At 68.4% G+C, this 13,084-nt stretch carries 10 protein-coding genes; 9 read left to right on the plus strand and 1 reads right to left on the minus strand.

Annotated features, from left to right (window positions below; all coding sequences use genetic code 11):
* From odhB (C1I89_RS21055) to C1I89_RS21095, 9 genes are all read left to right on the plus strand, one after another.
* The coding region (gene odhB, locus C1I89_RS21055; protein WP_102774500.1) for a 2-oxoglutarate dehydrogenase complex dihydrolipoyllysine-residue succinyltransferase at positions 1-930 on the plus strand (930 nt) is incomplete at its 5' end.
* 102 nt (positions 931-1,032) lie between these two features.
* Entirely contained in the window at positions 1,033-2,460 is a 1,428-nt protein-coding gene (lpdA, locus tag C1I89_RS21060) for a dihydrolipoyl dehydrogenase (RefSeq protein ID WP_102774501.1), read from the plus strand.
* Between the two features lie 243 nt (positions 2,461-2,703).
* Positions 2,704-3,930, plus strand: coding sequence for a 2-oxoglutarate dehydrogenase complex dihydrolipoyllysine-residue succinyltransferase (gene odhB / locus C1I89_RS21065; RefSeq protein ID WP_102774502.1), 1,227 nt, complete (start codon positions 2,704-2,706; stop codon positions 3,928-3,930).
* Positions 3,931-4,032: 102 nt separating this feature from the next.
* A complete protein-coding gene (gene lpdA, locus C1I89_RS21070; protein WP_102774501.1) occupies positions 4,033-5,460 on the plus strand; it encodes a dihydrolipoyl dehydrogenase in 1,428 nt (475 codons plus the stop codon).
* An 80-nt stretch (positions 5,461-5,540) separates the two neighbouring features.
* On the plus strand, positions 5,541-6,632 hold the full coding sequence (zapE, locus tag C1I89_RS21075) for a cell division protein ZapE (RefSeq protein ID WP_102774503.1): 1,092 nt from the start codon (positions 5,541-5,543) through the stop codon (positions 6,630-6,632).
* Between the two features lie 162 nt (positions 6,633-6,794).
* Positions 6,795-7,076 carry a DUF3649 domain-containing protein gene (locus C1I89_RS21080; RefSeq protein ID WP_102774504.1) on the plus strand — a complete coding sequence of 94 codons (282 nt, stop codon included), beginning with the start codon at positions 6,795-6,797 and terminating at the stop codon, positions 7,074-7,076.
* Positions 7,073-8,701 carry a PepSY-associated TM helix domain-containing protein gene (locus tag C1I89_RS21085; protein ID WP_102774505.1) on the plus strand — a complete coding sequence of 543 codons (1,629 nt, stop codon included), beginning with the start codon at positions 7,073-7,075 and terminating at the stop codon, positions 8,699-8,701. Before C1I89_RS21080 ends, C1I89_RS21085 begins: the two co-directional genes overlap by 4 nt.
* Positions 8,698-9,021, plus strand: coding sequence for a DUF3325 domain-containing protein (locus C1I89_RS21090; RefSeq protein ID WP_102774506.1), 324 nt, complete (start codon positions 8,698-8,700; stop codon positions 9,019-9,021). Before C1I89_RS21085 ends, C1I89_RS21090 begins: the two co-directional genes overlap by 4 nt.
* A gap of 67 nt (positions 9,022-9,088) precedes the next feature.
* Positions 9,089-10,432 (plus strand): tryptophan--tRNA ligase, encoded by a 1,344-nt coding sequence (locus C1I89_RS21095; RefSeq protein WP_102774507.1) that lies wholly within the window; start codon positions 9,089-9,091, stop codon positions 10,430-10,432.
* 79 nt (positions 10,433-10,511) lie between these two features.
* On the opposite strand, the gene tex is transcribed toward C1I89_RS21095, so the two are convergent.
* The gene (gene tex / locus C1I89_RS21100) at positions 10,512-12,884 is read right to left on the minus strand and encodes an RNA-binding transcriptional accessory protein Tex (RefSeq protein ID WP_102774508.1); all 2,373 of its coding nucleotides are present in this window, start codon (positions 12,882-12,884) and stop codon (positions 10,512-10,514) included.
* Between the last annotated feature and the right edge of the window lie 200 nt (positions 12,885-13,084).

Raw genomic sequence — 13,084 nt, forward strand, 5'->3', positions numbered from 1 at the left:
GCCGCCGCCGCCGCCGCGCCGGCCGCCGCCGCCCCGGCCTCGACCTCGGCCGCCGGCGTGGCTTCGCCCGCCGCCTCCAAGATCCTCGCCGAGAAGGGCGTGGACGCCGCCAGCGTCGCCGGCACCGGCCGCGACGGCCGCGTGACCAAGGGCGACGCCCTGGCCGCCAGCGCGCCCGCCAAGGCCGCTGCCGCCGCCGCCCCGGCCCCGACCACGCTGTCGCTGGACGGCCGTCCGGAACAGCGCGTGCCTATGAGCCGCCTGCGCGCCCGCATCGCCGAGCGCCTGCTGCAGTCGCAGCAGGAAAACGCCATCCTGACCACCTTCAACGAAGTGAACATGCAGGCCGTCATCGACCTGCGCGCCAAGTACAAGGACAAGTTCGAGAAAGAGCACGGCATCAAGCTGGGCTTCATGTCGTTCTTCGTCAAGGCCGCCGTCGCCGCGCTGAAGAAGTTCCCGCTGATCAACGCCTCGATCGACGGCAAGGACATCATCTACCACGGCTACTTCGACATCGGCATCGCCGTGGGCAGCCCGCGCGGCCTGGTCGTGCCGATCCTGCGCAACGCCGACCAGCTGTCGATCGCCGACATCGAAAAGGCCATCGCCGACTTCGGCCGCCGCGCCGCCGACGGCAAGCTGGGCATCGAAGAGATGACCGGCGGCACGTTCTCGATCTCCAACGGCGGCGTGTTCGGCTCGATGCTGTCCACCCCCATCATCAACCCGCCGCAATCGGCCATCCTGGGCGTGCACGCCACCAAGGAACGCCCGGTGGTGGAAAACGGCCAGATCGTCATCCGCCCGATGAACTACCTGGCGCTGTCCTACGACCACCGCATCATCGACGGCCGCGAAGCCGTGCTGGGCCTGGTCGCCATGAAGGACGCCCTGGAAGATCCGCAGCGTCTGTTGCTGGACCTGTAATCTCGACGCCCCGGCCCGGCGCCCGCGCGGCGCCCGGGCCCGGCTTGCAGCCGGCCCGCAGGGCGGGGCGTGTTTCACTCCCTTCCTCACCGCGAGAACACTATGTCCCAACAATTTGACGTCGTCGTGATCGGCGCCGGCCCCGGCGGCTACATCGCCGCCATCCGCGCGGCCCAACTCGGCATGTCGGTGGCCTGCATCGACGCCTGGCAGAACGGCCAGGGCGGCCCGGCTCCCGGCGGCACCTGCACCAACGTCGGCTGCATCCCCTCCAAGGCGCTGCTGCAGTCGTCCGAGCACTTCGAACAGGCCAACCACCACTTCGCCGAACACGGCATCGAGCTCAAGGGCGTCAGCCTCAAGCTCGACACGCTGATCGGCCGCAAGAACACGGTGGTCAAGCAGAACAACGACGGCATCCTGTACCTGTTCAAGAAGAACAAGGTCACCTTCTTCCACGGCAAGGGCGCCTTCGCCGGCCAGGTCGACGGCGGCTGGTCGATCAAGGTCACCGGCACCACCGAGGCCGACCTGGTCGCCAAGCACGTCGTGGTCGCCACCGGCTCCTCGGCGCGCGAGCTGCCGGGCCTGCCGTTCGACGAAAAGGTCGTGCTGTCCAACGACGGCGCGCTGGCCATCGGTGCCGTGCCCAAGACGCTGGGCGTGATCGGCGCCGGCGTGATCGGCCTCGAAATGGGCAGCGTGTGGCGCCGCCTGGGCTCCGAAGTCACCATCCTGGAAGCGATGCCGGAATTCCTGGCCGCCGCCGACCAGCAAGTGGCCAAGGAAGCCCTCAAGGCCTTCACCAAGCAGGGCCTGAACATCCAGATGGGCGTCAAGATCGGCGAGATCAAGGCCACCGCCAAGTCGGTGACCGTGCCCTACGTCGACGCCAAGGGCGCCGAGCAGAAGCTGGTGGTTGACAAGCTGATCGTCTCGATCGGCCGCGTGCCGTACACCGGCGGCCTGAACGCCGAAGCCGTGGGCCTGAAGCTCGACGAGCGCGGCTTCGTCGCCGTCGACGGCGACTGCAAGACCAACCTGCCCAACGTCTGGGCGGTGGGCGACGTGGTGCGCGGCCCGATGCTGGCGCACAAGGCCGAAGAAGAAGGCGTGGCGGTTGCCGAGCGCATCGCCGGCCAGCACGGCCACGTCAACTTCGACACCGTGCCGTGGGTGATCTACACCTCGCCGGAAATCGCCTGGGTCGGCAAGACCGAGCAGCAGCTCAAGAAGGAAGGCCGCGAGTACAAGGCCGGCAGCTTCCCGTTCCTGGCCAACGGCCGCGCCCGCGCGCTGGGCGACACCACCGGCTTCGCCAAGGTGATCGCCGACGCCAAGACCGATGAGGTCCTGGGCGTGCACATCGTCGGCCCGATGGCCTCGGAACTGATCTCGGAAGCCGTGACCATCATGGAATTCCGCGGCGCCGCCGAAGACATCGCGCGCATCTGCCACGCGCACCCGACGCTGTCGGAAGCCGTCAAGGAAGCCGCCCTGGCGGTGGACAAGCGCGCGCTGAACTTCTGATCGGCGCGCAGCCGATGCAAGACGAGGGCGGGTTCTCGGATCCGCCCTTTTTTCATGTTGCTTCTTAACCGCTTTCCCACANCAGGAGCAGCAGAAGGCGCTGATCGAAGCGGCTTTCGCTCCCAAGTTCAAGGTCATGTTGACGAAGTAACCATCGCTAGCTGCGCGCGTGGCGCGCGGCAGGTTTGCTGAAAGCCTGCCGCGCCTCGCGGTCAGAACTCAAACCTCTACGGAATAAACAAAATGGCTATCACCGACGTCGTCGTCCCCCAACTTTCCGAATCCGTCTCCGAAGCGACGCTGCTGACCTGGAAGAAGCAGCCGGGCGCTGCCGTCGAAGCGGACGAAATCCTGATCGAAGTCGAAACCGACAAGGTCGTCCTGGAAGTGCCGGCTCCCGCCTCGGGCGTGCTGGCTGAAATCGTCAAGGGCGACGGCAGCACCGTCACCTCCGGCGAAGTGCTGGCCCGCATCGACACCGCCGGCAAGGCCGCCGCCGCCGCGACCGCCCCGGCCGAAGCGCCCAAGGCCGCCGAGCAGGCCGCCGCCGCCGCCGCGCCGGCCGCCGCCGCCCCGGCCTCGACCTCGGCCGCCGGCGTGGCTTCGCCCGCCGCCTCCAAGATCCTCGCCGAGAAGGGCGTGGACGCCGCCAGCGTCGCCGGCACCGGCCGCGACGGCCGCGTGACCAAGGGCGACGCCCTGGCCGCCAGCGCGCCCGCCAAGGCCGCTGCCGCCGCCGCCCCGGCCCCGACCACGCTGTCGCTGGACGGCCGTCCGGAACAGCGCGTGCCTATGAGCCGCCTGCGCGCCCGCATCGCCGAGCGCCTGCTGCAGTCGCAGCAGGAAAACGCCATCCTGACCACCTTCAACGAAGTGAACATGCAGGCCGTCATCGACCTGCGCGCCAAGTACAAGGACAAGTTCGAGAAAGAGCACGGCATCAAGCTGGGCTTCATGTCGTTCTTCGTCAAGGCCGCCGTCGCCGCGCTGAAGAAGTTCCCGCTGATCAACGCCTCGATCGACGGCAAGGACATCATCTACCACGGCTACTTCGACATCGGCATCGCCGTGGGCAGCCCGCGCGGCCTGGTCGTGCCGATCCTGCGCAACGCCGACCAGCTGTCGATCGCCGACATCGAAAAGGCCATCGCCGACTTCGGCCGCCGCGCCGCCGACGGCAAGCTGGGCATCGAAGAGATGACCGGCGGCACGTTCTCGATCTCCAACGGCGGCGTGTTCGGCTCGATGCTGTCCACCCCCATCATCAACCCGCCGCAATCGGCCATCCTGGGCGTGCACGCCACCAAGGAACGCCCGGTGGTGGAAAACGGCCAGATCGTCATCCGCCCGATGAACTACCTGGCGCTGTCCTACGACCACCGCATCATCGACGGCCGCGAAGCCGTGCTGGGCCTGGTCGCCATGAAGGACGCCCTGGAAGATCCGCAGCGTCTGTTGCTGGACCTGTAATCTCGACGCCCCGGCCCGGCGCCCGCGCGGCGCCCGGGCCCGGCTTGCAGCCGGCCCGCAGGGCGGGGCGTGTTTCACTCCCTTCCTCACCGCGAGAACACTATGTCCCAACAATTTGACGTCGTCGTGATCGGCGCCGGCCCCGGCGGCTACATCGCCGCCATCCGCGCGGCCCAACTCGGCATGTCGGTGGCCTGCATCGACGCCTGGCAGAACGGCCAGGGCGGCCCGGCTCCCGGCGGCACCTGCACCAACGTCGGCTGCATCCCCTCCAAGGCGCTGCTGCAGTCGTCCGAGCACTTCGAACAGGCCAACCACCACTTCGCCGAACACGGCATCGAGCTCAAGGGCGTCAGCCTCAAGCTCGACACGCTGATCGGCCGCAAGAACACGGTGGTCAAGCAGAACAACGACGGCATCCTGTACCTGTTCAAGAAGAACAAGGTCACCTTCTTCCACGGCAAGGGCGCCTTCGCCGGCCAGGTCGACGGCGGCTGGTCGATCAAGGTCACCGGCACCACCGAGGCCGACCTGGTCGCCAAGCACGTCGTGGTCGCCACCGGCTCCTCGGCGCGCGAGCTGCCGGGCCTGCCGTTCGACGAAAAGGTCGTGCTGTCCAACGACGGCGCGCTGGCCATCGGTGCCGTGCCCAAGACGCTGGGCGTGATCGGCGCCGGCGTGATCGGCCTCGAAATGGGCAGCGTGTGGCGCCGCCTGGGCTCCGAAGTCACCATCCTGGAAGCGATGCCGGAATTCCTGGCCGCCGCCGACCAGCAAGTGGCCAAGGAAGCCCTCAAGGCCTTCACCAAGCAGGGCCTGAACATCCAGATGGGCGTCAAGATCGGCGAGATCAAGGCCACCGCCAAGTCGGTGACCGTGCCCTACGTCGACGCCAAGGGCGCCGAGCAGAAGCTGGTGGTTGACAAGCTGATCGTCTCGATCGGCCGCGTGCCGTACACCGGCGGCCTGAACGCCGAAGCCGTGGGCCTGAAGCTCGACGAGCGCGGCTTCGTCGCCGTCGACGGCGACTGCAAGACCAACCTGCCCAACGTCTGGGCGGTGGGCGACGTGGTGCGCGGCCCGATGCTGGCGCACAAGGCCGAAGAAGAAGGCGTGGCGGTTGCCGAGCGCATCGCCGGCCAGCACGGCCACGTCAACTTCGACACCGTGCCGTGGGTGATCTACACCTCGCCGGAAATCGCCTGGGTCGGCAAGACCGAGCAGCAGCTCAAGAAGGAAGGCCGCGAGTACAAGGCCGGCAGCTTCCCGTTCCTGGCCAACGGCCGCGCCCGCGCGCTGGGCGACACCACCGGCTTCGCCAAGGTGATCGCCGACGCCAAGACCGATGAGGTCCTGGGCGTGCACATCGTCGGCCCGATGGCCTCGGAACTGATCTCGGAAGCCGTGACCATCATGGAATTCCGCGGCGCCGCCGAAGACATCGCGCGCATCTGCCACGCGCACCCGACGCTGTCGGAAGCCGTCAAGGAAGCCGCCCTGGCGGTGGACAAGCGCGCGCTGAACTTCTGATCGGCGCGCAGCCGATGCAAGACGAGGGCGGGTTCTCGGATCCGCCCTTTTTTCATGTTGCTTCTTAACCGCTTTCCCACATGAACGTCAGCGAATACTACGAACACGCCCTGGCCGAACGCGGCTACAAGCCCGACGCCGCCCAGAAGAAGGCGATCGACCGGCTGCAGCGCTATTACGACGACTGGGTCAGGTTCAAGTCGATGCGCTCGAACGCGCTGAAGAAACTGCTGAACCGGCCGGACGTGCCGCGCGGCGTCTACCTGTGGGGCGGAGTGGGGCGGGGCAAGAGCTTCCTGATGGACGCCTTCTACGCCACCGTTCCGGTGGTGCGCAAGACCCGCCTGCACTTCCACGAATTCATGCGCGGCGTGCACCGCGAGCTGGAAGAAGTCAAAGGCATGCAGGACCCGCTCGACGAAGTGGCCCGCCGCCTGGCCAAGCGCTACCGCCTCATCTGCTTCGACGAGTTCCACGTCTCCGACGTGGCCGACGCGATGATCCTGTACCGCCTGCTGCTCAAGCTGTTCGAGTACGGCACCTCGTTCGTGATGACCTCCAACTACGAACCGTCCACGCTGTACCCCGACGGCCTGCATCGCGACCGCATACTGCCCGCCATCGCGCTGATCGAATCGCGCATGGACGTGCTGAACGTGGACGCCGGCATCGACTACCGCCGCCGTTCGCTGGAGCAGGTGCAGTGCTACCACACGCCGCTGGACGAACACGCCCGGCAGGCGCTGCAAAAGGCCTTCGACACGCTGGCCGACACGCCGCCGCAGGAACCGGTGCTGCACATCGAGCACCGCGAGATCCGCGCGCTGGCGCTGGCCGGCACCGTGGTGTGGTTCGACTTCGCCACGCTCTGCGGCGGCCCGCGCTCGCAGAACGACTACCTCGAACTGGCCAACCGCTTCCACGCGGTGATCCTGTCCGGCGTGCCCAAGATGGGGCCGCGCCAGGCCTCCGAGGCGCGCCGCTTCACCTGGCTGATCGACGTGTTCTATGACCACCGGGTCAAGCTCATTATGTCCGCCGAATGCGAGCCCGAGGAGATCTACACCGAAGGCGCGCTGGCCAACGAATTCCATCGCACGGTCTCGCGCATCCTCGAAATGCAGTCGCGCGAATATCTGGAATCGGAGCGCCGGTTGACGGTGTCGCTCTAGGGGAGGGCGGGGGGCGCCGCCTGACGGGTTTCCCAACGCCACATCGTAGTGAGAATGGTTATAATTCACGGCTCTGATTGAGCAAACCCGGCCTGGCCGGTCGTGAATCAAACCCATCTTGGCGTCCATACCCCAGTGAAAGCTCCCGCTGCCGGCGCAGGCATGATGCGCTACCGATTTGCCGTATTGTCCCGGGCCGCGGCCGCCATCCTGGGCGGTTATCTGCTGGCCTCGGCCGCGGCGGCCTGCCTGGCCGTGTGGCTGCCGCTGCAGCGCGCCGACGCCGTGGTCACGGCCCAGATGCTGTCTTTCGTGTTCTACACCTGCGGCGTGATCTGGGTTTTCGCCACGCGCAATGCGTGGCGCGCCTGGGCGGGCCTGCTGGCGCCGGCCGCGCTGCTCGGCGCGCTATTCCTGGCCGGGCGCGCGATGGGGGCGGCATGAAGGCGGCCAAGGCGCCGGGCCAGGAGGGCCTGCGCCAGGCCATGTCGTGGCTGCACACCTGGTCGGGGCTGATCTTCGGCTGGGCGCTGTTCGCGATGTTCCTGACCGGCACCCTGGCGTTCTTCCGCCCCGAGATCACGCGCTGGATGCAGCCCGAGATCGACGCGCAGCCGGTGCCGGCGGTCCAGGCGGTGGCCCTGGGGCAGCGCTACCTCGAGCAGCACGCGCCCGACGCCACGCGCTGGTTCATCACGCCGCCGTCGCGGCGCGAGCCGACGGTCCAGCTGCTGTACCAGCAGCCCAAGCCCAAGCCGGGCACGCGCGGTTTCGTGCGCGTCAAGCTCGACCCGGCCACCGGGCAGGCGGTGAGCGCGCGCGAGACGCGCGGCGGGGATTTCTTCTACCGCTTTCATTTCGAACTCGAAATGGCGTTTCCGTGGGGGCGCTGGCTGGCCAGCATCGCCGGCATGTTCATGCTGGTGGCCATCATCAGCGGCATCATCACCCACAAGAAGATCTTCGCCGATTTCTTCACCTTCCGGCCGCGCAAGGGCGGCCAGCGCGCCTGGATGGACGGGCACAACGCGCTGTCGGTGCTGGGGCTGCCGTTTCACCTGATGATTACCTTCAGCGGCCTGGTGCTGTTCATGACCATGCTGATGCCGGCCGGCATCCAGGCCGTCTACGAAAACCCGCGCCAGTACACTGACGAAGTCTTCAAGTCGTTCAAGATCACGCCGGCGCGCAATGCGCCCGCGCCGCTGGCCGAACTGGCGCCGCTGGTCGAGCAGGCCCAGCGCCATTGGCAGGGCCGGGTCGGCCGCGTGATCGTCAATCACCCCGGCGACGCCGGCGCGACCATCACGCTGGTGCGCGACGCCGCCGACGGCGTGTCGTTCGGCCGGCTGGCGCCCTATGTGCGGCTCGACGGCGTGAGCGGCCAGCGGCTCGAAGGCGAGGACGACCTCAGCGCCGCGGTGCGCACCGCGGGCGTGGTGACCGGCCTGCACCTGGGCCTTTTCGCCGAGCCTCTGCTGCGCTGGCTTTACTTCCTGGTCAGCCTGGCCGGCACCGGCATGGTCGGTTCGGGCCTGGTGCTGTGGATCGCCAAGCGCCGCCAGAAGGCGCGTCCCGGCGCGCGCGAGGCGTTTTCGCTGCGGCTGGTGGACGCGCTCAACGCCGGCACCGTCGCCGGCCTGTTCCTGGCGGTCGCGGCCTTCTTCTGGGCCAACCGCCTGCTGCCCGCCGACCTGCCCGGCCGCCAGCTCTGGGAAGTGCGCGCCTTCTTCGCCGGCTGGGGCCTGTCGCTGGCCTATGCCTTCCTGCTGCCGCGGCGCAAGTGGCGCGACCTGCTGGCCGCCGCCGCCACCGCGCTGGCGCTGGTGCCGGTGCTCAACGCGCTGACGACCTCGCGCCACCTGGGCGCGTCGCTGCCCGCCGGCGACTGGGTCATGGCGGGTTTCGACCTGACCTGCCTGGCCGCAGCCCTGCTGCTGGCCTGGATGGCCCGCAGAGCGGCACGCGCCGGCGCGGCGCAGTCCGCCAGGCGCGCTCCGGCGCCGGCCGCTCCGACCCAACAGGCGCCGGCCCTCGGCGCCTACGAAGCAAGAGGTGATACGCCATGACGCTAGCCGCCTTCTGCCTGGCCTACGCCGGATTCTCCGCCTTGTGCCTGGGCATGGACCGCCACTACGAAGACCTCTTCAACCGCGCGCTGACGCGGCGCCATCGCGTGCCGCTGCGGCTGTTCGGCTGGGCCGCGCTGGCCCTGTCGCTGTGCGCGTCTGCGGCGGTCTGGGGCTGGAGCTACGGTACGGTCGAATGGATAGGCATACTCAGCATCGCCGGCCTGCTGCTGATCTGGTTCCTCACCTTCCGCCCGCGCGCCGCGCTGACCGCCGGCGGCCTGTGCGCGCTGGCCGCGCCGGTGCTGGCCGTACTGTAGCGGCGGCGGGCGCGGCGCCCGTCCGGCACGTTACACTGGGCGTTTTCCCCCAACGCCTTTTCGCCTCATGAATACCCGCGTCCTCACCGGCATCACCACCTCTGGAACTCCCCACCTCGGCAATTACGCGGGCGCGATCCGTCCCGCCGTCCAGGCCAGCACCCAGCCCGGCGTGGACGCATTCTTCTTCATGGCGGACTACCACGCGCTGATCAAATGCGACGATCCCGTCCGCGTGGCGCGTTCGCGCCTGGAGATCGCCGCCACCTGGCTGGCGGTGGGGCTGGACCACGAGCGCGTGACCTTCTACCGCCAGTCCGACATCCCCGAGATTCCCGAGCTGACCTGGATGCTCAACTGCGTCACGGCCAAGGGCCTGATGAACCGGGCGCACGCCTACAAGGCCGCGGTGGACCAGAACGAGGCCAAGGGCGTGGAGCCGGATGACGGCGTCACGATGGGGCTGTTCTCGTATCCGGTGCTGATGGCCGCGGACATCGTCATGTTCAACGCCAACAAGGTGCCGGTGGGCCGCGACCAGATCCAGCACCTGGAGATGGCGCGCGACATCGCGCAGCGCTTCAACCATCTGTACGGCCGCGATTACTTCACGCTGCCGGAAGTGGTGATCGAGGAAGAAGTGGCGACGCTGCCGGGCCTGGACGGCCGCAAGATGTCCAAGAGCTACAACAACACCATTCCGCTGTTCGAGGGCGGCGCCAGCGCGCTGCGCGCCTCGGTGATGCGCATCGTGACCGATTCGCGCCAGCCCGGCGAGCCCAAGGACGCCGAGAACTCGCACCTCTACACCATCTACCGCGCCTTCGCCACGCCGCAGCAGTCCGCCGCCTTCCGCAAGCAGCTCGAAGAAGGAATGGGCTGGGGCGACGCCAAGCAGGCGCTCTACGACCATCTGGAGAACCTGCTCGCGCCCATGCGCGAGAAGTACTTCGACCTGATGGCCAACCCCGGCCGCATCGAAGACATCCTGCAGGCCGGCGCCGCCAAGGCGCGCAAGCTGTCCACGCCGTTCATGCAGGAACTGCGCCAGGCCGTGGGCCTGCGCAACCTGCAGGTGGCGAGCGCCGCGCAGGGCGCGCCGGCCAAGAAGGAAAAGGGCAAGGGCGCGCGCTTCGTCAGCTTCCGCGACGAGGACGGCGGCTTCCGCTTCCGCCTGCTGGCCGCCGACGGCGAGGAACTGCTGCTGTCGCAGCGCTTCGCCGATCCGAAGGAAGCCGGCGCCTTGATGCGCCGCCTGCAATCGGAGCCGGCCGACGCGGTGCTGCAGGCCGACGGGCAGGGCTATGCCGCCGTGATCGACGGCGTGGCCGTGGCGGCCGCGCCGGCCGGCGCGCAGGCCGAAGCGCTCGAGCGCGCACGCGCGGCGCTGGCTTCGATGGCCCAGGAATAGGCGATGGCCGGCAGGTCCGGCCCACGAATAAAAAATCGGCGCGATTGCGCCGATTTTTTTTGCAGGCCGGGAACGGGACTCAGCGTTTGAGCTTGGCGAAGGCGTCGGCCATGGCGCTGTTCATCATGCCGCCGCCGGCGCCGCCACGACCGCCATCGCCTTGCGGACGGCGGCCGGCGCCGGCGCCCTTGGGCGCATCGCCGCTGCGGCGGGCAGGGGCCGCGGTGTCGTTCAGGCGCATCGTCAGCGCGACCCGCTTGCGCGCCACGTCCACTTCCAGCACCTTAACGCTGACCGTCTGGCCCACGCGCACCACGTCGCGCGGGTCCTTCACGAACTTCTCGGCCAGGGCCGAGATGTGGACCAGGCCGTCCTGATGCACGCCGATGTCGACGAAGGCGCCGAAGTTGGCGACGTTGGTCACCACGCCTTCCAGGATCATGCCCGGATACAGGTCGTTCAGGGTCTCCACGCCTTCCTTGAACTGCGCGGTCTTGAACTCGGGACGCGGGTCGCGGCCGGGCTTTTCCAGTTCGGCGAAGATGTCGCGCACCGTCGGCAGGCCGAAGCGCTCGTCGGTGAAGTCCGAAGGCGACACGCCCTTGAGCGCGTCGCGCTGGCCGATGATCTGTTTGACCTCGGCCTTGATCTTGGCGACGATGCGCTCGACCACCGGATAGGCTTCCGGGTGCACCGACGAGGCGTCCAGCGGGTTCTCGCCGTTGGGGATGCGCAGGAAGCCGGCGGCCTGCTCGAATGCCTTGTCGCCGAAGCGCGGCACCTTGCGCAGCACTTCGCGGGTGGGGAAGGCGCCGTTCTCGTTGCGCCAGGCCACGATGTTCTTGGCCAGCAGCGAGTTCAGCCCGGACACGCGCGCCAGCAGCGCGGCCGACGCGGTGTTCACGTCCACGCCTACGGCGTTCACGCAGTCCTCGACCACGGCGTCCAGCGAGCGCGCCAGCTCGCGCTGGTTGACGTCGTGCTGGTACTGGCCCACGCCGATGGCCTTGGGATCGATCTTGACCAGCTCGGCCAGCGGGTCCTGCAGGCGGCGCGCGATCGACACGGCGCCGCGCAGCGTCACGTCGAGGTCGGGGAATTCCTGCGCCGCGGTTTCCGAGGCGGAATAGACCGACGCGCCGGCCTCGGAGACCACCACGCGGGTGACCTTGAGGTCGGGGAAGCGTTCCATCATGTCGCCGACCAGCTTTTCGCTCTCGCGCGAGGCAGTGCCGTTGCCGATGGCGATCAGGTCGACCTTGTGGCGCGCGACCAGCGCGGCCAGCGTGTTGATGGTGCCGTCGCGGTCGCGGCGCGGCTCGAACGGGTAGACGGTGGTGGTGTCCACGACCTTGCCGGTGACGTCGATGACCGCGACCTTGCAGCCGGTGCGGATGCCGGGGTCCAGGCCCAGCACGGCCTTGGGGCCGGCCGGCGCGGCCAGCAGCAGGTCCTTGAGGTTGGCGGCGAACACGCGGATGGCCTCGGCTTCGGCGCTTTCGCGCAGGCGGCCGATCAGCTCGCTTTCGAACGCCGTCAGCAGCTTGACGCGCCAGGTCCAGCGGCAGACTTCGCCCAGCCAGCGCGCGCGCGGCGAGGCGTCCAGCGCGAACAGGCCGTTGCCCAGCTTGAGAAAGCCGGCGATGCGGGCCACGCAGGGATGCGGCAGCTGCGCTTCGAGTTCGGCTTCCAGGCCCAGGCGCAGTTCCAGCACGCCTTGCTGGCGGCCGCGCAGCAGCGCCAGGATGCGGTGCGAGGGCAGGGTGCGCAGCGGTTCGCTGAAGTCGAACCAGTCGCGGAAATTGGCGCCCTCGGCTTCCTTGCCTTCGACCATCTTGGAATAGAGCAGGCCGGTGGACCACAGGTGTTCGCGCAGGTCGGCCAGCAGGTCGGCGTTTTCCGCGTAGCGCTCGGCCAGGATGTCGCGCGCGCCGTCGAGCGCGGCCTTGGCGTCGTTGATCGAGGCCTCGGGGTTCAGGTATTGGGCGGCCAGCGCGGCGGGATCGCAGGCCGGATCGGCCAGGATGGCGTCGGCCAGCGGTTCCAGGCCGGCTTCGCGCGCGATCTGGGCGCGGGTGCGGCGCTTGGGCTTGTACGGCGCGTACAGGTCTTCCAGGCGCTGCTTGGTGTCGGCGGCGCTGATTTCCTGCTGCAGTTCGGGCGTGAGCTTGCCCTGCTGCGAAATCGATTCGAGGATCGCGCCGCGGCGCTCTTCGAGTTCGCGCAGATATCCCAGGCGGACTTCCAGGTTGCGCAGCACGGTATCGTCCAGGCCGCCGGTGGCTTCCTTGCGGTAGCGGGCGATGAAGGGCACGGTGGCGCCGTCGTCCAGCAATTCCACCGCCGCGGCGATCTGGGAGGCGCGCGCGCCGAGTTCGGTGGCGAGTTGCGCGACGATGCGGGCGTTGTCGACGCCGGCGGCGACGTTCGTGATAGTGGAAGTTTCAGACATCTCTATACGACGACAAAAAGGGAAAACAAGGGGCGGATTGTGCCATAAGCCGCTGTTACAAAACGTGCCAGAGCGGACCGATATGTCCCTCTTGCGGCGCGCCGAAGTCCGGAAGCGGATGCGGCAGCGGGTATCATTTGGTCCTTTCCCACATAAAGTTGTCTGGCGCCCGAACCGCAACCGGCACCGGCGAGACTGTT

Source organism: Achromobacter pulmonis (assembly GCF_002885955.2).
Taxonomy (GTDB): Bacteria; Pseudomonadota; Gammaproteobacteria; order Burkholderiales; family Burkholderiaceae_B; genus Achromobacter; species Achromobacter pulmonis_A.